Genomic DNA, 20,704 nt, shown 5'->3' on the forward strand with positions numbered 1-20,704 from the left:
CGCGCCGCCGCGCCCGTCCCGCAAGCCGCGCGTGGCGCCGCCCCCGTCCCGCAAGCTGCGCGCGGCGCCGCGCCCGCCCCCGCCGACGCTGCGGTCGCGACATCCGTCATCCCCACCCTCGTCGTGCGCCGCTCGACCGCCCCGCCCCGCGCCTGACCCACTCCCACCCCACCTCGGCGAGAAGTCACTTTTCGGTCTACCGGCAGTTGTTTTGGGGCGGATTGTGACTTCTCGCGGCGTGGTTGCCGGATGTCTCGCGGCGGGCGGTGGTTGCCGCGCCCCGGCCCCGTCCACGCACCCCATCCCATTCCGACCCCACCCCGCGAGAAGTCACTTCTCGGTCTGAACGGTGGGGTTTTGGCGCGGATTCTGACTTCTCGCGGGGCGGGGGATGCATGGTGTGCTCGTGCCGGGCGGTGGTTCTCGCGTCCCCGCCCGACCACTGCCCAGCCCGGCCTCGCGAGAAGTCACTATTAGCCCTTAGCGCGGCTGCTTTGGGCCGAAAAGTGGCTTCTCGGGGGCGGTGCGGGGGGCGGCGCAGGGGTGCCGCCGCGCAGGCGCAACGGCGGGGTTACCGAACCGAGACAATTCTCGGCTTGACACGGGAATCGGGTCAGGGGCTAACATGATGAACCGATGTGACCGTTCACATGCACCACGATGTGAACGGTCACACCCAGACGAAGGAGTCCCTAGCGTGATTGTGCGGTTCGATGCAGCCCGGTCACTCGGGGCGGTGCCAGGCTCATGCCGGCGCTGCACCCCGAGCACGGCGCCTGCCGACCCCGCGGACACCGCCACCCGCGCCACCACCGCCACCCGCACCACCGCGGAGGCCGCAGCATGAGCGGCTTCGGACCAGAGCTCGAAGTGGGCATCGCACGACTCCGCGCCGAGATCGCCAACCTGCACGCCGAGCTCACCCGCTACGGCCTCGTGGTGTGGACGGGCGGCAACATCTCCGGCCGCGTGCCTGGCGCCGACCTCTTCGTCATCAAGCCCAGCGGCGTCTCCTACGAGCAGCTCGGCCCCGAGAACATGATCCTCTGCGACCTCGCCGGCACGGTGGTGCAGGGCACGCCCGGCGCCGCCCGCCTGCCGTCGAGCGACACCGCGGCGCACGCCTACGTCTACCGCAACATGCCCGAGGTCGGCGGCGTCGTGCACACCCACTCGCCCTACGCCGTGGCCTGGGCGGCGCGTGGCGAAGCGATCCCGTGCGTCACGACCGCGATGGCCGCCGAGTTCGGCGGCGAGATCCCGGTCGGCCCGTTCGCCATCATCGGCGACGACTCGATCGGCCGCGGCATCGTCGAGACGCTGAAGGGCCACCGCTCGCCGGCGGTGCTGATGCAGAACCACGGGCCGTTCACGATCGGTCCGGATGCTCGCTCCGCGGTCGAGGCGGCCGTGCTCGTCGAAGACGCCGCCCGCGCCGTGCACCTGGCCCGCCAGCTCGGCGATCCGCTGCCCATCGCGCAGGACGCGCTGGACGCCCGCTACGCCCGGGCTCACGAAGATCGCGCCCTCGAGAGCGCCCCCTGACGTTCCCCTTGACTCAGCAGACAAAGAAGTCCCTCACCAAACACACGAAAGGAAACACAGTGAAGATCAAGACACTGCTCGCGGGAGTCGCCGCGGGTGCCCTGATGGTCAGCCTGGCCGCCTGCTCCAGCGGAGGAAGCGGTTCCGGAGACAGCTCGGGCGGCGGAGACGGCGGCCTGATCGGCGTCGCGATGCCGACCAAGTCGTCGGAGCGCTGGATCCAAGACGGCGACGCCGTCAAGTCGCAGCTGGAAGACGCCGGGTTCACCGTCGACCTCCAGTACGCCGAAGACGACATCCCCACCCAGGTCTCGCAGATCGAGAACATGATCACCAAGGGCGCCAAGGCCCTGATCGTCGCCTCGATCGACGGCACCACCCTGACGAGCGTTCTGCAGGAGGCCGCAGACAACGACATCCCCGTCATCGCCTACGACCGACTCATCCGCGACACCGAGAACGTCGACTACTACGCGTCGTTCGACAACTACAAGGTCGGCGTGCAGCAGGCCAACTCGGTGCTCAACGGCCTCGGCCTGGTCGACCTCGACGGTGCTGCCGTCGACGGCGCCCCTGCCGGCCCGTTCAACATCGAACTGTTCGCCGGTAGCCCCGACGACAACAACGCGACCTTCTTCTGGGATGGCGCGATCGACACCCTCCAGCCCTACATCGACAAGGGCACCCTTGTCGTGAAGAGCGGCCAGGAGGACTTCGAGCAGGCTGCGACGCTCCGCTGGGACGGCGAGACCGCTCAGAAGCGCATGGAGAACATCCTGACGTCGACCTACTCCGACGGCTCGAAGGTCAACGCGGTGCTGTCGCCCTATGACGGCATCTCGCGCGGCATCATCTCGGCCCTCACCGACGCCGGCTACACCGTCGGTGCCGAATGGCCCGTCATCTCGGGCCAGGACGCCGAGCTCGACTCGGTCAAGGCGATCGACTCCGGCGAGCAGTACGCCACCATCTTCAAGGACACCCGCAACCTCGCGAAGGTCGCTGTCGAGATGGCCACCGCGCTGCTGAACGGCGAAGAGCCCGAGGTCAACAACACCACCGACTACGACAACGGTGTGAAGGTCGTTCCTTCCTACCTGCTCGAGTCGCAGATCGTGGTGAAGGACAACATCAACGAGGTCCTGGTCGACTCCGGCTACTGGACCGAAGACGAGATCAAGGGCTAGCCAGCCCCGTTCCGAAGCATCCGCCCGGGTTCGCGAGAGATCGCGGGCCCGGGCGGATGCCCTCGGTTCGACCGGCGAGTACAGTACAGCCACCGGCAAGGAAGCAGAGCAGGGATTCGCACATGACGGATGACATCCAGGCGAGAACGAACATCCTCGAGATGCAGGGCATCACGAAGACATTTCCGGGCGTGAAAGCCCTTCAGAACGTGACCGTCGACGTGCAGCGCGGTGAGGTCCATGCCATCTGCGGCGAGAACGGTGCCGGCAAGTCGACCCTCATGAAGGTGCTCTCGGGGGTCTACCCCTACGGCACCTATGACGGCGACATCGTGTTCGAGAACGAGGTCGTGCAGTTCCGCGACATCCGTGACTCGGAGGCGAAGGGCATCGTGATCATCCACCAGGAGCTCGCGCTTAGCCCCTACCTGTCGATCGCCGAGAACATCTTCTTGAACAACGAGCAGAAGGGCGCGCTCGGGCTGATCGACTGGAACAAGACCAACCACGAAGCCGCCAAGCTGCTCGCCCGGGTGGGCCTGAAAGAGAACCCCACCACCAAGGTGCGCGACATCGGCGTGGGCAAGCAGCAGCTGGTCGAGATCGCGAAGGCGCTCTCGAAGCGCGTGAAGCTGCTCATCCTCGACGAGCCGACCGCGGCCCTCAACGACGAAGACAGCGACCACCTGCTGAACCTCATCCTGCACCTCAAGGAGCAGGGCATCACGTCGATCATCATCAGCCACAAGCTGAACGAGATCAAGAAGGTCGCCGACTCGGTCACCGTCATCCGCGACGGCAAGACCATCGAGACCATCGCCAAGACGGATGTCACCGAAGAACGCATCATCAAAGACATGGTCGGTCGCGACCTCGAGCACCGCTATCCCGATCACACGCCGCACATCGGCGACGAGATCCTGCGGGTCGAGGACTGGACCGCGCACCACCCGCAAGACCCGACCCGCGTGATGGTCGACAACGTGAACATCACCGTGCGCCGCGGCGAGATCGTCGGCATCGCCGGCCTCATGGGCGCCGGACGCACCGAGTTCGCAATGAGCCTGTTCGGCCGCACCTACGGGTCGAAGATCTCGGGCCGGGTGTTCATCGACGGCAAAGAGGTGAAGACCCGCACGGTCTCCGAGGCCATCGAGAACGGCCTCGCCTACGCCACCGAAGACCGCAAGACCTACGGCCTCAACCTCATCGACGACATCAAGCGCAACATCTCGATGGCGGCACTCGACAAGCTGGAGCGATTCGGCATCGTCGACGACGGCAAGGAGTTCCAGGTCGCCAACGAATACCGCAAGAGCATGAACATCAAGGCTCCGAGCGTGCTGTCGAAGACCGGAAAGCTCTCGGGCGGCAACCAGCAGAAGGTCGTGCTGTCGAAGTGGATCTACTCCGACCCCGACGTGCTCATCCTCGACGAGCCCACCCGGGGCATCGACGTCGGCGCGAAGTACGAGATCTACAGCATCATCAACAAGCTGGCCGCGGCCGGGAAGGGCATCGTCGTCATCTCGTCGGAGCTGCCCGAGCTGCTCGGCATCTGCGACCGCATCTACGCCCTCTCCGAGGGGCGCATCACCGGTGAGCTGCCGATCGAAGAAGCCACCCCCGAATCCCTTCTCAAACTCATGACCATGGAAAAGCCCCGCTAGCGCCCGCGCTACCGGAGAGGAGAAACAACCACTATGTCTGACCTGGAAACCAAGCCGTCCGACACGACTGCCGCGGGCGCGCAAGTCAACCCGGTGGAGAACAAGTTCACCGAGAGGCTCAGCCACATCCTGGGCGACCTCGGCAAGAACGGCATCTTCATCGCCCTCATCGTCGTGGTGGTGCTGTTCAGCATCCTGACCAACGGCATCCTGCTGCGGCCGCAGAACATCTCGAACCTGATCGTGCAGAACGGCTACATCCTCGTTCTGGCCATCGGTATGGTGATGGTCATCATCGCCGGTCACATCGACCTGTCGGTGGGATCGGTCGCCGCGTTCGTCGGCGCCGTCTCGGGCGTGTTCGCCGTTCAGTGGGGGCTGCCGTGGTGGCTCTCGATCATCCTGTCGCTGCTCGTGGGCGCCCTGGTGGGAGTCTGGCAGGGCTTCTGGATCGCCTTCGTGGGCATACCGGCGTTCATCGTGACGCTGGCCGGCATGCTGATATTCCGAGGCCTGGCGCTGGTCGTGCTGGGCAACGCGAACATCGGCTCGTTCCCCGCGGAGTACCGCGCGCTCGGCAACGGCTTCCTCACCGACCTGTTCGGCGAGTTCGAACTCGACCCGCTGACCCTCGGTATCGCGGCCATCGCCATCATCGCCCTGTTCGTGCAGCAGTTCCGCACCCGCAAGGCGCGCCAGAGCTACGGGCAAGAGGTCGAGCCGTTTGCCTGGTTCCTCACCAAGCTCGTGCTGGTCACCGTGGCGATCGGGCTGTTCGCGTTCGCGCTCGCGAGCTACAAGGGCATTCCGGTCACGCTCATCGTGCTGGCCGTACTCGTGCTGATCTACGGCATCATCATGAACCGCTCGACCTTCGGCCGGCACATCTACGCGATCGGCGGCAACCTGCACGCGGCCGAGCTCTCGGGCATCAAGACGCGCAACGTGACCTTCTGGCTGTTCGTCAACATGGGCTTCCTGGCGGCGCTCGCAGGCCTCATCTTCACGGCGCGACTGAACCTCGCCGGCCCGAAGGCCGGTGACGGCTTCGAGCTCGAGGCCATCTCGGCGGCGTTCATCGGTGGCGCGGCGGTGCAGGGTGGTGTCGGCACCATCGGCGGCGCGATCATCGGTGGTCTGATCATCGGTGTGCTCAACAACGGCATGTCGATCCTCGGCATCGGCATCGAGTGGCAGCAGGCAGTCAAGGGTCTCGTGCTGCTGCTCGCCGTGGCCTTCGACGTCTACAACAAGCGGCGCTCCGGCGGCCGCTAGCCTTCGGCGCTCCTCTCGAGCCGTCACTGTGCGCCCTCTTCGTTGTTTCGGGGCGCAGAGTGACGGCTCGTGGTGCATCTGGGCCTAGCGTGGAGGGGTGATGGAGCGATGAGCGTGAGTGGCGGCGAGATGCGATTCGCGCTCGCGAGTGGCGACGAGGTGGTCGCGCGGCGGGGTGCGGTGATCGCGCTGTGCGGCGAGAACGGATCGGGGCTCGACGCCGTGGTGGCGGCCGTGACCGCGGGGGTGCGGGCGCATGCCGGGGCAGGGGCGGTGGGTGTGTCGGGTGCGGCGGCCGCCGGGGGCTTGGTCGGCACCGCGTCAGGCGGCGACGCGGGCTTGGTCGGCGCCGGCCCGGGCAACCCCTCCACCTACGCGCTCATCGATCGGCGCCGCGGTCTGGCGCCCACCCTCGACGTGGCCGAGAACATCTACCTCGGCATGGAGCGCAAGTCGCGCCTCGGCCCGTTCTCGCTCGGCATCGACTGGAAGCGCACGCGAGCGGATGCCGCCGCCGACCTGCTCGCCGTCGGCAGCCAGGTCTCGGTGACCGAGGTGGCCCGGGCGCTCAGCGAAATCGATCGGCTTCTGGTCGAACTGGCGCGAGCCGTCGCCCGCAACGCCGAGCTCGTGCTGCTCGACGAGCCCACCGCCGACCTCACCGACGCCGAGTCCGAGCGGCTCTTCGCCGTGCTGCGGGACTTCGCCGATCGCGGCGTCGCCGTGCTCGTGCTCACGCAGAAGCCGCGCCAGGCGATGGGATACGCCGACGAGATCGTGGTCGTTCGCGACGGGGAGGTCGCGGGGCGGCACGAGAGCGCTTCGTGGAACGGGTCGGCTGCGGCGGCGGCATCCGTTCACGACCGCGTGCTCGACGAACTGGTCGATCGCCCGCCGCGGCGCATCTACCCGGTGCGGGCCAGCGTGCCCGACCCCAGCCGGGAGCTGCTGCGCATCGCCGGGTGGACCGCCCGCGACCCGATCGACCGCACCTCGCTGCTCGTCGACGACGCGAGCCTCGTGGTGGCGGCCGGCGAGGTGGTGGGCATCGCGGGGTTGCAGCGGTCGAATGCCGAGGCGTTCCTGCTGAGCGTGTACGGGCGATCGGCGGGCACGGATGCCGCGGGCACGGTGCTCATCGAGGGCTCGCCCGTCGACACCTCCACCGTCGAGAAGGCCATCGCGAGTGGCTTGTTCTATGCGGGAACCGACACTCCGCGCTACCGGGTGCGGTTCGTCGGCGGGGTCGCGATGCCGGTGTCGGCCTCGAGGCTGTCGACGCTCGCCGCCGCCGGGCTCGTCGACCGCAACAGCGACCTGCGGCCGAGCGAGGGCTGGGGCAGCAAGGTGCTCGGCGCGGTTCGATCGGTCAGTCGGGAGGGTGACGCGGGGGCGCGCATCCGGGGTCTGGTGAAGGAGTTCGCGGCCTCGGAGCGGCTCGTGCTCATGCTCGGCGAACCCACCGCCGGAGCCACGGACGCCGAGCGCACCGAGTTCTACGCCGGCCTCGAGGGCATCACCGCCGCCGGCAAGGGCGTGGTGATCGTCTCGACCGACCTCGACGAACTGCTCGGCGTCTGCGACCGCGTGGTCACCATGGCGCAGGGCCGCGTCACCGGCACCGTGCCGCGCGGCACGCCCCCCGCCGCCGTGGCGGCCCTCATCGCCCCGCTCTGACGCTCCCGCGGCGCCCCGTTGCCCCCGTCGCCGCGAGAAGTCACAATCCGTTGCAGATGCTCGCGTTTTGTGGCGGTTCTTGACTTCTCGGGGCTGAGGGGCGTGACTGGCAACGAGCCACCACCGCCGAGATGTCGAGATGTGTTGCACATGACCAGCGTTGGGCCGGATATTGACTTCTCGGGGGGCGAGGCGCGGGCCGGAGCGCCCGTGCACGGGCGGGCGGGGCGCGACAGGCTAGCGTGGGGACGTGACCTCGGCGACTCCCAGAACGACGCGGGCCGCCTACCCGCGGTGGGGGCTCGTCGACGTGGTGGCGGGGATCGTGGCGTTCCTGCTGCTGTCGGCCGCCGCCCAAGAGCTCGCGCGGGTTCCGGCCGTCGCCGCACAACCGCAGCTGCGGTTCGTGATCGATCAGGTTGTGGTGGGGTGGCTGCCGATCCTGGCCGCGGTGATCGTCGCGTCGCGGTGGCGTGGCCGGGGGAGCCTGAGCGCCGATTTCGGGCTGCGGTTCCGGGCACTCGACGTCGCCATCGGCGTGCTCGGCGGCATCCTGTTGCGGTTCGCGGCGGTGGGCATCGCCGAACTGACCCGCCTGGCAGCCGGCGCGCCCGCCACTCCGTTCGCGGGTGGCGTGGGCGCCGACCCGGTGTGGTTCGTGCTCACCGCGGTGGTGGCGGCATCCGTGGTCACCCCCGTGGTGGAGGAGCTGTTCTTCCGCGGACTCGTGCTGCGCTCGATCCACAACGCCGTGCTCGGCGGTCCGAGCCGCTCACGCGCGCGCGACTACGATCCGCAGCCGGCTCCGGATGCTCCGCGCAACCGCCGCGCCACCGCCGGCGTGCTCGCGGTGGCAGGGTCGGCGTTGCTGTTCGTGGCGTTCCACCTCGACGGCGTGCCCGATTCGGCGGCCGCCGTGTCGCGGCTCATCACGCTGCTCGTGGTGGGGCTCGTGCTCGGCGCGCTCGCACTGCTCACGGGGCGACTCGGGCCGTCGATCACGACCCACGCCGTGTTCAACCTCTCGGTCGCGGTGCTCGACCTGCTCGCCACGACCCCCAGCGCTCCGACCCTGGGCTGACGGCCCGGCGCACGCACCGCGCCGACGCTGCGGTGACGACGAAGGCATCCGGATGCTTGCACCCGAGTTTCGCGAACGCCGCCTCTTTGGCAGCGGTTGCGGCGGCAGCAGCAGCGCGGCCGCCCACGCGGCCGCCGTCCCCGCCCGCGGCGCGCCCCTCAGCCCAGCGGCTCCCGCACCGCGCCGACCGTGGGCGTCACGACGAACACGTCCGGATGCTCGAACCCGGCCTCGGCGAACGCCGCGTCGACCGCCTCGCGCAGCGCCGGCACGCGCGATGCCGCGATGACCGCGATCGCCGAGCCACCGAAGCCGCCGCCCGTCATGCGGGCACCGATCGCGCCGTGGGCTTGCGCGGTCGACACCGCGAGGTCGAGCTCGGACACCGAGATCTCGAAGTCGTCGCGCATCGACACGTGCGACGCGTCGAGCAGCGGGCCGATCGCGGTCGCACCGTGGTCGCGGAGCGCTCGCACGGTATCGAGCACGCGCACGTTCTCGGTGATGATGTGCCGCACGCGGCGGAAGGTCTCGTCGTCGAGCTCGCGCGCGGCGCGGGGCAGGTCGTCGACCGTGAGGTCGCGCAGCGACGTCACTCCGAGCAGCCGGGCGCCCAGCTCGCACGAGGCGCGGCGCGCGGCATAGCCGCCGGTGGCGTGCTCGTGGGTGACGCGGGTGTCGATGACCGCGATCACGAGGTCGGCGTCGGAGAGCCCGAGCGGAATCACCGACGCATCCAGCGACCGGCAGTCGAGCAGCACGACCGAGTCGGCCTCGCCGAGCAGCGATGCCGACTGGTCCATGATGCCCGTCGGCGCACCGACGACCTGGTTCTCGTTGAACTGCCCGATGCGGGCGAGGGTCTGGCGGTCGAAGCCCAGGCCCCAGAGCTCGTTGATCGCGAGCCCGAAGACGCTCTCGAGCGCCGCCGACGACGACAGCCCGGCCCCGACCGGGATGTCGGAGACGAGAGAGGCGTCGAACCCGAATGCCCCGTCGAGCACTGCGCCGAACTCACGCGCGCCCCACACCATGCCGAGCGGGTAGGCCGACCAACCGCTGACCGCGGAGGGCGAGATGTCGTCGATGTCGGCGGTGACGGCATCCGGAGCGAACGTCGTCGCGATGCGGATGACCCGGTCGTCACGCCGCCGAACGGCCATCACGGTGCGGCGGTCGATGGCGAACGGCAGCACGAAGCCGTCGTTGTAGTCGGTGTGCTCACCGATGAGGTTCACGCGCCCGGGCGCCGACCAGAGCGAGTCGGCGGTGGTGCCGAAGCGCTCGCTGAAGCCGTCGAGAGCGGCAGAGGTGAGAGCGGTGTTGGTGGTCACTAGTCGTTCGAATCCGATCGTGCGAGGGCGTCGCGCAGCAGCGCGGCACTGGTTTCCGGCAAGACGTCGCCGATGAATGCTCCCATGGCCGACTCCGAGCCCGCCAGGAATTTGAGCTTGTCGACCGCCCGGCGCGGCGACGTGATCTGCAGCATCAGCCGGATGTCGTCGCGGTGCGCGTGCGTCGGCGCCTGGTGCCACGCCGCGATGTAGGGCGTCGGCGTGTCGTAGATGGCGTCGACGGCCCGCAGGATGCGGCGGTAGACCAGCGCGAGGTCGTCGCGCTCCTCGCCGGTGAGCCCGGCGAAGTCGGGCACGTGCCGGTGCGGCAGCAGATGGATCTCGAGCGGCCAGCGCGCAGCGAACGGCACGAACGCGGTGAAGAACTCGGTGCGCACGATCACGCGATCGGACTGCTCTTCGAATGCCAGGATGTCGGCGAACAGCGTCGGCCCATAGCTCTCGATCGACGCGATCAGCTTCTGCGTGCGCGGCGTGATGTAGGGGTAGGCGTAGATCTGCCCGTGCGGGTGGTGCAGCGTGACCCCGATGGCCTCGCCCCGGTTCTCGAACGGGAACACCTGCTCGACGCCCGGCATCGCCGACAGCGCGGCCGTGCGGTCGGCCCAGGCCTCCACCACGGTGCGAGCGCGCGACGGCGAGAGGGTCGCGAACGATCCGTCGGTCGACGGGCTGAAGCACACGACCTCGCAGCGCCCGATCGAGGGGCGGGTGCGGCCGAGGCCGATGCGCGCGAGCTCGTTGAGCGTGGCGGCGTCGGTGACGGATGCCGCGGCAGCGGCGTCGTCGCCGGTCACGCCGGCCTCGCCGCTCACGCCCGCCTCGCCGGCTGCGCCGGCATCGCCCGTCACGGCCGCGAACGCGGGGCCGAACGACGGCGACTTGTTCTCGAACACCGCGACGTCGTAGTTGCTCGGCACCTCGGTGAGGTTCTCGGGCGTCGACGGCGCCAGCGGATCGAGGTGCTTGGGCGGCAGCATCACGCGGTTCTGCCGCGCCGAGGCGATCGACACCCATTCGCCGGTCAGCGGGTCTTGCCGCATGGTGGCGACCGCGGGGCGCGGGGCGGGCGGCCGCGCATCCGGAGCCCGCTCGGGCGGAAGAGTGGAGTCGGCGTCGTCGAAGTAGATGAGTTCGCGACCGTCGGAGAGGTGGTGCACCCGCTTGGTGATGCCGTTGGAGAGCACGATGCCGTCGGAAGTCGCCGACGCCGGGGATTGCTGATTCACACCCACGAGTAAGCCACTTTCGATTACACAAGTCAAGCCGACCTTCGCTTTGGTATTGACAAGCAAAGCGAAGTAACCGAAACTCCACGCATGCCGAACGATTTCGAGCAGCTGCCGGCCGCCGTGCGTCGCGAGCGCATCCTGGCCCGGGTCGAAGAGACGGGCTTCGTGCGGGTCGCCGACCTCAGCCGCGAGTTCGGGGTGTCAGAGGTGACGGTGCGCTCCGATCTCGACGCGATCGAGCGGCACAGCCCGATCGACCGCGTGCACGGTGGCGCCGTGCTGCGCGGCGTCACCGCCCGCCGCGAGGAGCCCTTCGAAGAAGCGCTCGCCACCTCGGCCGACGAGAAGCGCCGCATCGGCGCCGCGGCCGCCGCCCTCGTCACGAGCGGCAGCAGCGTCATCCTGGATGTCGGCACCACACCCGCGGCCATCGCCGCCGCGCTGGTCGAGCGAGCCGACCTCGACGACATCGTGATCGTCACCAACAGCCTCACCACGGCGCTCGCGCTCGAGCCGGCCATCCCGCGGTTCACGGTGGTCGTGACCGGCGGCACCCTGCGGCCCCTGCAGCATTCCCTCGTGGCGCCGTTCGCGTCGAAGGTGCTCGACGACCTGCATGTCGACCTCGCGTTTCTCGGGTGCACCGGCGTGCATCCGGAGGGCGGGGTGACGAACGTCAACCTCGCCGAGACCGAGCTGAAGCGCGCGATGCTGCTCTCGGCCGACCGCGCCGTCATCGTGGCCGACTCGTCGAAGATCGGCCGCGTCGACCTCGGTCGCATCGGCGCGATCGACGAGTTCGCGACCCTCGTCACCTCCGCCGTCGACGACGCGGTGCGGGCGTCGTTCGAGAAGCGCGGCATCGAGGTGGTGCAGGTCTGACGAATTCCACAGCACGCCATCGGAGGTTTGCTTAAAGAGAGGAATACTCACTAGCATCGACCTACTCGGGGGAACGGGTGGAGGTGCGAGCCACACTCGCCGCTGTCCGAGGTGCGTGAGTCTTGCCGTTCCACCGTCGTGGTCGCCATTCGGTTGGCGTTGCTGCTGTTCTGGGGGTCGTGTTGTCGATCACTCTCGTCGCCGGGACTGCCGTCACCGCCAGCGCGGAGACTTTCGATCCGCCGGAGTCCCCGCCTGGCGCGACCGAGCCGAATGATTTGCCTGCCGAACCGTTCTCCACGGCCCCGCCGCCCGCACCTGCGATGCCTGAGGGAGACTTCTCCGACCTCGGCACCGAGCCCGTCGCCCCACCGGTGCCACCGGGCGATCTGGCCCTTCCGACCGACCCGGTCGATCCTGAATCGCTGCCGGAGTCGGCCATCGTCGACCGGGGCGAGTTCGACCAGACCTACGAGCTCGCCGACGGCTCGAACTACACGAAGACGTCTGTCGAGCCCTTGAACGTGCAGGATGCCGGGGGCGACTGGGTGCCCATCGACACAGCGGTGTCGGCGACCGGCCCGTGGGCGTGGCTCGGCATCGGCGGCGGCGAAGTTGAGCGCCATCCGCTGGCGCCGGTGTTCGCAGACAACGCAGCGGCCGATCACGTGCTCGAGGTCACGAGAGACGGTTCCACTGTCGGGTTCGGGCTCATGGGTGCGTCAGCCAGCGGTATCGACCGGATGGCGGGCAGCGGGCCCGATGCGCGGAGCCACGTCGAATACCCGGAGGTGTTCGACGACGCCGATCTGGTCTACGACGTCAGCGCCGGGGGAGTCAAGGAGAACCTGCGCCTGAACTCTGCCCCCGCCGACCCCGCCGACCCCGACGGCGACGACCCACCCTCTGCGAGCCTCTCCTGGTCATGGCGGGTCGACGCCGACGGGCTGTCGCTCTCGAAAGACGCGATCGGCGCGATCACGTTCACGAACGCCGACGGCGAGGCGATCCTGCAGATGCCGCCCGCGATCGTCTACGACAGCGCGTCGAGCGATGACACCGGTCGTGGTGACGCGTCGCGCGCAGCCACGACGACACTCTTGCATCGAGGGGATCACTGGGTCGTCGTGGTCACCGTCGACCGCGACTGGCTGAACAGTCCCGCCCGTGTCTATCCCGTGCTTGTCGACCCCAGCATCGACGTCTTCACCGACGGTGACGACGTGCACTCCTACAAGTCCAACGGGCTCTCGAATCTCAACGCAGGCGTGCAGATCGGCAATTCGAACAACGGGGGATACTGGCGCACTGTTCTGCACTACGACTACGAGCAGTTCTTCGGCAAGCAGGTGTTGGACGCCCAGGTTGGCGTCAGTGCGATCTACCCCGACTCTTCGGCCGACCCTTACCAGGCGGCCGTCTACCACGCGTCGGATTTCAGCTACCACGGCGTCGGCGAGCTGCTGGCGACCGGCACCTTCGACTCTTCCGGAGGTGCGACGACCGGTCCGGGCATCGCGACCACGATCGGACAATGGGTCAGGGCGCGCTCGGCGGGCAACTATCTGCTCATCGCCGGAGATGAGACGCCGGGCGTCTTCACCTACAAGCACATCGACACCGTCATGTGGGTGCGCTGGAAAGAGTTCCCGACTGCGGGCACCACCTCGACGCCGCCCCACGGCGAAGCGCGCACCAAGCTCAATCCGACCTTGACGATCACCGGGCAGACCGACCCGGGTGGTGGTGGTCTCGCCTACGCGTTCCACCTCGGCACGAACCCGAATCCACTGGCGACCTGGAGCTGGGACAGCGGATGGATCGGCCAGAACCATTTCACACTGCCGCTTAACGCGCTGCAACCGAACACCCGCTACTACTGGGTCGAATACGTCAAAGACGGCGCCGATGGCCTGAACGGGTTCAGCACCAAGTGCAACACGATGGTGTTGTCGTTCGTGACCGACGCTGCCGCGATGCCTCCGCACGGGTCGTGGTCGCCGGGCGACAACGCGACGGTCACGACTCTGACGCCCACGTTCGCCGTGCCCTCCGTGCTGTCGCAGATCGGCAAGCCGGTGCTTTACCAGTTCCGGGTTGCGACAGGTGTGGATTCACTCACGGGCACGGTCGCCACGTCGGGCTGGATATCGGCCACCAACTGGTCGCCGCCCGTCGGCACCCTGCAAGACGGAGGTTCGTACAAGTGGAGCGTGTCGACGCAAGACGACCGTGGTGACTACGGCCCGGTCTTCACGAACACCGTGAAAGTCGACCTGCGCCTGGGCGCATCAAGTCCCTCGCCGCAAGATTCGGCCGGCCCTGTGACCGTCAACCTCGCCAACGGCAACCTGTCGTTGAACTTCGCGTCGCCGATGGTGAACACGGCGGGCGGGCCCATGGGCATGTCGTTCAGCTACAACTCCCAGAAGCCGTCCAACACCGGGCTGAACGCGTCGTATTACGACGACAGTGTGCAGCGCGATCGCAGCTTCGGCACGAAGTCCAAAGGCGCCGTGCTCGTGCGCACGGAGAGCGCGTCGTCGTTCGACTGGGGCTCCGGGTCGCCGGCGTCGGGGGTGCCGGCTGATTATTTCCTGGCATCGTGGAAAGGATTCATCCGTTTCCCCTCGGTGGGTGACTGGGTGCTCGGCGTCACCGCCGACGACGGCTACCGCATCCGCGTGGGGGAGACGGTCGTGAGCGACCGCTGGGTGGGTGCGGCCGTCGATTCGTTGCAGTGGAGCAGCGTGATCAAGGCGACGACGGCCGCCTCCCCGTTCATCCTCGACTACCGCGAGGAGACGGGGCTCGCGCACGTGACCCTGTTCGCCAAGAAGCAGGGCGATCCGGATTCCGAACGGGTCATCGTGCCGGGTGACTGGTTCACTCGAACCCCCGACATCCTGCCGACCGGCTGGTCGGCCTCGACGGCCGTGGCAGGCGCGGCCGGTGCGTACTCGCACGCAGAGGTCACGACCTCGGCCGTCATCATCACCGACGCCACGGGTCGCGTGCACACCTACGCCAAACAGGGCGCAGACAGCTACTCACCGCCGCAGGGAGAGTACGGGTCGGTCAGTGTCTTTCTCGACCAGAGCACCAGCCCGGCCGCCAAGACGGTGACCTTCACCGACGACTCGGGCACGACGTACGTCTTCAACGCTGCAGGCGCCGTCGTGTCGACGACGAGCGCGATCGACGTGAAGAAGCCGACGGCGCCCCGTGTCTCCTACCGCGGTGGAACCGGCAGTTACCGCGAGGGCATCGGCCGGATCGACCGCATCTCGGATGTGCTCTCGTCGAACGGCGCGACCCCGCCGGTCTACGGCCGAGAAGTGATCTTCGCCTACGGCTCAGATCTGGCCCAGGATGTCGGGCTGTCGCCGAGCGACACCGACACGACGGGTCGGGCGTGTCCGACTCCGGTCGGCTCGGGCTACATCGCGGCGCCCGCAGACCGACTCTGCCGCATCGTCTATCCCGGGCACGTGGCCGGGTCGGACGACACCACCGTGATCACGTACAACGCGGCCGGTCTCATCGCCTCCATCACGGACCCGGGCGGAAAAGTCACCAGCTTCGGCTACGACGCAGTGAACCGACTCAGTCGCATCACCGACTCCGTCGCGAGCGACTGGATCGTCAAGGTGAACGGCGGTGTCGTACCCGAGGCGTCGGCGACGACGATCCGTTACGGCGAGTATGGCCGCGTGGGCGACGGGAGTGACGACCGGGTGACCGGGATCACGCTGCCCGCGGCTGATGGCGTGACGCTGACAGGCCGAGCGGCAAAAACCTACAGCTACCCTCCGACGGGTGGTGTCGCCTATGTCGATGTGGCCGGCCAGACAGTGCCCGGCGCGTCGCCGACGCAAGGGCATTCGCGCAAGGTGACGTTCGATGCATCCTTCCGGCTGACCAGCGACGTGTCGCCTCTCGGGCGCACGACGTCGCAGGAATGGGACGCGCAAAAAGACCTGGTGCTCTCGTCAACCGACGCAGCGGGCAAGAAGTCGACGACCATCTACAACAGCGTCGACCGGGTGACTGACACCTATGGCCCCGCCGACGTCGCGTGCTTCGGTGCCGACCGTCGCCCGACAGGGTGCACCGGTGTCGCCCACTCATCGACTGCCTACGATGGCGGCCTCTCCGGACTTCAAGCCACCTACTACGGAACCAAGGGTCTCGCAGGAGCGCCGGTCGCCTACGGTCTCGGCATCGGAACAGCCGATGGGTCGGTCAACCGTTCGTGGGGCTCGGCCGCGCCGGTTCCCGGAGTCGGCCCCGATGGCTGGAGTGTGCGTCTGTCGGGCACGATCACCTTCCCGGCTGCGGGGCTCTACACGCTGCAGGGGTCGGTCGACGACGGAATGAAGCTCTGGGTCGATCGCGATCTCGTCATCGACAACTTCGTGATCAGTGGAGAACACCCGACCAACAAGGCGACGATCCGCGTCGACGCCGCCCGGCTCACCGTCCCCATCGCGGTGGACTACTTCGACAATGTCGGCGACGCCGTTCTGAAACTGAACTGGGTGGCGGGCGATGGGGCGACGGGTGTTTTCGCGCCGGTTCCGGGTAGCTGGCTCACGCCCGACTACGGGCTGACGACCTCGAGCGCCACGGACGACAGCGCACCCGCCGGAGTCGCCGGTGTCTCGAATTCTCAGGTGCCGTCGCAGGCGACCGCCACCTCGTTCGGCGCGAGTCCATGGCTCGGCCTTGCCGACACAACGACAGCCGACCCGGCGGGTCTAGCCCTGCAATCGAAGGTGAAGTACGACACGAACAACCGACCCACCCAAGCGTTCTCGCCGGCCGCCGTCGCAGGCGGTTCCTCAACATCGACCACCGAGAACACCTACTACCAACCCGGCGACACGATTGGCGGTGTCGGTGCGGTCGACTCCTGCGGCGTCGCAGCCGGCACTCCCCAGTACGGCGCTCTGCGAGAGCATCGCTCCGCGAATCCGGATGCCGCCGTCGGAGTCACCCAGGGCATCACCACGAGCTACGGCTACGACATCCTCGGCCGTGCCGTGGCCAGCAAGAGCACGAGCGATTCCGGAACGTCGTGCACCACGTATGATCCGAGGGGGCGTGTGACGAAGAGCACCGACATGTCGCACAACGGCGCTCCGGCTCGCACGACGACCTACTCGTACGCGAGCACCGCGGCCCCCGTCGGCAACCCTCTCGTTTCGAGCGTCACCGATGCAGTCGGCACGACCACGGTCACGCGCGACCTCCTCGGCAGGGTGACATCCGCTGTCGATGTCTGGGGAACGACGACGAGTACGACCTACAACCAGGTCGGGCAGGTCGTCACGGTGACGACTGCTCCGCCCGTCGGTCAGGCCTATCGTCTCGCCTACACCTACAACCTCGACGGTCAGGTCGAGGCGGAGAGCGATGTGGCCGTCGCGACCGGAGTCGCAACCGTCCTGGCGCGACCCTTCTACGATTCGGCCGGACGATTGACCTCGGTCAGCTACCCGTCCGGCGCCGGCAATTCGGGCAATGGGTCAGGGCTTACCTCGGTGGGCTACGACTCCGCGGGTCGAAGCGCGGGGTTCCAGTGGCAGTTCGTGGGTGAGGCTGCGCCGGTCGGCGACAGCGTGGTGAGATCGCAGTCGGGCCGCATCCTGAAGTCATCCGTGGTCGAGTCGCCGACGAGCGCGTACGACTCCCTCTACAGCTTCGACGCGGTCGGCCGTCTGATCGCGGCCACGATCCCGGGCCATCGCCTCACCTATGGTTTCGCGCCCACCAACAGCTGCGGCACCGGGGTGAAAGCAGCGGCGAACGGCAACCGCACGTCGACGACCGACACCCCGGTCGGCGCGGGCACCCTCGCGTACAGCACGTCTTACTGTTACGACGCCGACGATCGTCTGCTCTCATCATCGGAGATCGTCGCGGGCGCAACATCGGCTCCTCCCTCGAAGGTGCGCGATGCGCAGAGTCTGCCCGCGGGTTCGATCGTCTACGACGCCCACGGCAACATCACGAAGCTCGGCGACCAGACCTTCACCTACGACGCAAGCGATCGCCACATCGGCACGGTCGTTCGCAGCGGCACGGCCGTGGTCACAACGATCGCGTACGTGCGCGATGCGTCGGGTGCCATCGTGAAACGCACGGAGACGCCGGCCGCGGGATCGCCGACCGAAACGCGCTATTCGGGTTCGATGGTGCTCGACGCCAGCAGCAAGGTGCTCAAGCAGACCATCTCGCTCCCGGGTGGTGTCACGGTCGCGCGCGATGCCGATCTCACGGGCGGCATCTGGAGTTACCCCGACCTCCATGGCGACATCACCTTCACGGCAGACTCGACGGGAAAGCGCACCGGCTTCTATCTCTACGACCCCTTCGGTCAGCCGATGGATGTCGCGACCAAGATGATCGGCTCGCCCGCGTCGAACCAGCTCGTGCCCGACACGCAGCCGGGCGCCTTCGACCTGGGTTGGGTCGGTTCGAATGGCAAGGGCTACGAGCATGCTGCGACGATCGCGACGATCGAGATGGGTGCGCGCATGTATTCGGCCCTGCTCGGTCGCTTCCTCGCGCTCGACCCGGTCGAGGGCGGCAACACGAGCGCCTACAACTACCCCAACGACCCCGTCAACGCCTTCGACCTCTCGGGCGAGATGCAAGACTGCGGTTCCTGCTACAACGGGCGAGTCATGCACTCTTACACCTCGGCACGCGGCGCAGCAAAGACCATCCTCTCGTCACAGCCCACACACATCTATTCGCCAAGCCGCTTTCGGTCAGGCGCCTACACGCCATTGTCGGAGGGGGAACGTCTATCCGCTGCGCGTGATGCAATGCGAATATCTTCTACTGTCTCCACCACAGCAGGACTTATGTCTCTCGCGGCCGTGTTCTTCTCCCCATCGCTTGTGCCGGCCCTGACGGCGGTCGCATTTGTATCGAGTGCTTTCGCCACGGTGGCTACGTGCTTCTCCGGAGCAGGCCGAGGAGATGAGTGCGCAGTGAGCGCTGTCATGTTAGCCACGGGGCCTATTGGACTCGGCGTGGGCGGTTTGGCCAAGTCGATGAAGCCGACGCTGTCAGTGACCGGGGAAGCCATAGTTACAGGATCTTTCACATTTGGAGCGTTGGATCTTGGCTTCACCATCAGTGGCTGGTTCGGAGGGTAGATGTCGGACCGCAATCACGACAAACGGCTGGGCAGAGCCCCCCTTCTCGCGATCTCGTGGGTGGCTCTCGTTGCCTCGGGCATGACGATCGCCAACCTCATGCACGCGTCCATTGGAGAACGGCTCGACCGCGTAATCCAGATTCTGGGATGGGCGACGGTGGGAGTCGCTGTCATGGTTGCGGGTGTGACTTTGATTTCAGCATGGTCATACGGGTGCCTAGATCACCTTCGAGCAACACGTGAAGACGCTGTGCTGATTAGGAGCGGAGCCGCTCCGGCACTAAAAAATGGACTCGACGGAGCTTCAGAACTCCGGCACATGGTTGCGAAAGGGAGGCCGCTCGGCCCTTACTTCGTGCTCCTGGTCGACCCGAGCGGGGTCGAGATCTGGCATGGGTCGGGAAAGGGGCGACTAGTCGGATCCTTACCCGCTGAATCGATCTCCCGAATCACCACAGGCTCCGCGGCAGAAGGAGCAAAGCGACTGAACACGATCGTCTTTCAGGTGAGCCTCAATGACGACAGGCTCGATCTCCCTTTCGTTGTGCGGTCAGGCGGAGGCATCATCGGCGCCAAGTGGGCTGAGGTTGCAGCAGCCCGGGAGCGAATCGCCCATGTCTTGAAGCTGCAATGAATCTCCCACTGGCGGCAAGCGCGCAATCGTTGTCGGGAGTTTCGCTCAGTGCCTCGACCGCGCGGATCTGGTCCAACCGTTGTTGTGATTATGAGGAGCAGCCGCATTCTCTCAAATGCTTGATGCCTGCCCATGGTCTCGCCTTGGTAGCGGGAACACGGAGGATTTCATGAGAGTCACGAAGGATGCTGTCGCCCAAGCGATACTCCTCAACGTGCTCATGCGGTCGTGCTGGGCCCGCCTGCCGGTGGACTGCTAGGCGTGCTGCTGACTTGGAAAGTCAAGAATCGTGGAACGCAGCCTGCTGAGACCTCTGAGGAAGGTGATGCGCCATGAATCGTAGTCAGTACATCGCCGGCTATGCGGTCTTTGCCAGTCTTTTCGCGCTATGCCTCATCATCGCGACAGTTCGTGCCATTGAACCGGGCGGTCCGCAAGTTTGGGGACTCTTGATTCCACTCGCGACGGGGATGGCACTCGTTCTCGCCGTTGCGTGCGCTTTCTGGCTGCCCGGCCGACTGACGTTCCTTTCTGTCCAGCGACTTCATCCCAGGTCGTCTCTGTTATTCGCGCTGCGAGACAAATCCATGGACCACGCGACCAGCGCGTTCCATGTTGATGGCTACGCCGGAAAGCTCAACCTCTATTCGACCTTCGAAGCGACGAGCACATCGTTGCAGATATGGGCGGGCGGCCTGAATCCCATTGTCGTAGCAAGGATTCCGAGGACCGAAATCGTGGCTTTCGGTACGGGCTTCGGCCCCTTTTTCACTGCCCAGCCGATTGACTACATGACCATTTACCTTTCCAACGATGTGGTGCTCAACGTCGTGCCATATGGCCCCTCGGGGATGTTGCCTACGTCGAAACATTCGTTAGATCTGATCGTGCGGGAGCTCGCCTCGGACTTGGACCGAACGGTTCGGCACTCGTGACCAAGAGGATTGACTGCTCAGTATCGATTCCCTGGTGCCTTCTTGTTTCGAGCGCAG

12 protein-coding genes are annotated in these 20,704 nt (G+C 67.1%); 10 read left to right on the top strand and 2 right to left on the bottom strand.

The window, feature by feature from the left end; translation table 11 throughout:
- The first annotated feature begins 697 nt into the window (after positions 1-697).
- The 7 genes from N1032_RS21250 (at position 698) to N1032_RS21280 (ending at position 8,435) form a co-directional block, all read left to right on the top strand.
- Positions 698-847, top strand: coding sequence for a hypothetical protein (locus N1032_RS21250; protein ID WP_259542142.1), 150 nt, complete (start codon positions 698-700; stop codon positions 845-847).
- Entirely contained in the window at positions 844-1,545 is a 702-nt protein-coding gene (locus tag N1032_RS21255) for an L-ribulose-5-phosphate 4-epimerase (RefSeq protein ID WP_259542143.1), read from the top strand. The genes N1032_RS21250 and N1032_RS21255 overlap by 4 nt, the downstream gene beginning before the upstream one ends.
- A gap of 59 nt (positions 1,546-1,604) precedes the next feature.
- The gene (gene chvE, locus N1032_RS21260) at positions 1,605-2,732 is read left to right on the top strand and encodes a multiple monosaccharide ABC transporter substrate-binding protein (RefSeq protein ID WP_259542145.1); all 1,128 of its coding nucleotides are present in this window, start codon (positions 1,605-1,607) and stop codon (positions 2,730-2,732) included.
- A 122-nt stretch (positions 2,733-2,854) separates the two neighbouring features.
- Positions 2,855-4,402, top strand: a complete 1,548-nt coding sequence (mmsA, locus tag N1032_RS21265) for a multiple monosaccharide ABC transporter ATP-binding protein (protein ID WP_259542147.1) — start codon at positions 2,855-2,857, stop codon at positions 4,400-4,402.
- A 33-nt stretch (positions 4,403-4,435) separates the two neighbouring features.
- Positions 4,436-5,677, top strand: coding sequence for a multiple monosaccharide ABC transporter permease (gene mmsB, locus N1032_RS21270; protein WP_259542148.1), 1,242 nt, complete (start codon positions 4,436-4,438; stop codon positions 5,675-5,677).
- Positions 5,678-5,785: 108 nt separating this feature from the next.
- Entirely contained in the window at positions 5,786-7,354 is a 1,569-nt protein-coding gene (locus N1032_RS21275) for an ATP-binding cassette domain-containing protein (RefSeq protein ID WP_259542150.1), read from the top strand.
- Between the two features lie 250 nt (positions 7,355-7,604).
- On the top strand, positions 7,605-8,435 hold the full coding sequence (locus N1032_RS21280) for a CPBP family intramembrane glutamic endopeptidase (protein WP_259542152.1): 831 nt from the start codon (positions 7,605-7,607) through the stop codon (positions 8,433-8,435).
- A gap of 158 nt (positions 8,436-8,593) precedes the next feature.
- Here the strand turns inward: N1032_RS21280 and galK are convergent, their stop codons facing one another.
- Both galK and galT read right to left on the bottom strand, forming a co-directional pair.
- Complete coding sequence (galK, locus tag N1032_RS21285; RefSeq protein ID WP_259542153.1) at positions 8,594-9,769, bottom strand: galactokinase; 1,176 nt, start codon at positions 9,767-9,769, stop codon at positions 8,594-8,596.
- Positions 9,769-11,019, bottom strand: coding sequence for a galactose-1-phosphate uridylyltransferase (gene galT, locus N1032_RS21290; protein WP_259542155.1), 1,251 nt, complete (start codon positions 11,017-11,019; stop codon positions 9,769-9,771). Before galT ends, galK begins: the two co-directional genes overlap by 1 nt.
- Positions 11,020-11,109: 90 nt before the next feature.
- On the opposite strand from galT, the gene N1032_RS21295 reads away from it, so the two are divergent.
- The 3 genes from N1032_RS21295 to N1032_RS21305 all read left to right on the top strand — a co-directional run bounded on the left by N1032_RS21295 (position 11,110) and on the right by N1032_RS21305 (position 20,647).
- Positions 11,110-11,904, top strand: a complete 795-nt coding sequence (locus N1032_RS21295; RefSeq protein WP_259542156.1) for a DeoR/GlpR family DNA-binding transcription regulator — start codon at positions 11,110-11,112, stop codon at positions 11,902-11,904.
- 323 nt (positions 11,905-12,227) lie between these two features.
- Positions 12,228-19,076 carry a PA14 domain-containing protein gene (locus tag N1032_RS21300; RefSeq protein WP_259542157.1) on the top strand — a complete coding sequence of 2,283 codons (6,849 nt, stop codon included), beginning with the start codon at positions 12,228-12,230 and terminating at the stop codon, positions 19,074-19,076.
- A 968-nt stretch (positions 19,077-20,044) separates the two neighbouring features.
- Positions 20,045-20,647 carry a hypothetical protein gene (locus N1032_RS21305; RefSeq protein ID WP_259542158.1) on the top strand — a complete coding sequence of 201 codons (603 nt, stop codon included), beginning with the start codon at positions 20,045-20,047 and terminating at the stop codon, positions 20,645-20,647.
- Positions 20,648-20,704: the final 57 nt, after the last annotated feature.

Source organism: Herbiconiux daphne (genome assembly GCF_024979295.1).
Lineage (GTDB): Bacteria > Actinomycetota > Actinomycetes > Actinomycetales > Microbacteriaceae > Herbiconiux > Herbiconiux daphnes.

Coding starts and splice junctions, on each gene's coding strand:
- N1032_RS21255 (WP_259542143.1), top strand. CDS start 844: ATGAGCGGCTTCGGACCAGAGCTCGAAGTGGGCATCGCACGACTCCGC.
- mmsA (WP_259542147.1), top strand. CDS start 2,855: ATGACGGATGACATCCAGGCGAGAACGAACATCCTCGAGATGCAGGGC.
- mmsB (WP_259542148.1), top strand. CDS start 4,436: ATGTCTGACCTGGAAACCAAGCCGTCCGACACGACTGCCGCGGGCGCG.
- N1032_RS21275 (WP_259542150.1), top strand. CDS start 5,786: ATGAGCGTGAGTGGCGGCGAGATGCGATTCGCGCTCGCGAGTGGCGAC.
- N1032_RS21295 (WP_259542156.1), top strand. CDS start 11,110: ATGCCGAACGATTTCGAGCAGCTGCCGGCCGCCGTGCGTCGCGAGCGC.
- N1032_RS21300 (WP_259542157.1), top strand. CDS start 12,228: ATGCCTGAGGGAGACTTCTCCGACCTCGGCACCGAGCCCGTCGCCCCA.
- N1032_RS21305 (WP_259542158.1), top strand. CDS start 20,045: ATGAATCGTAGTCAGTACATCGCCGGCTATGCGGTCTTTGCCAGTCTT.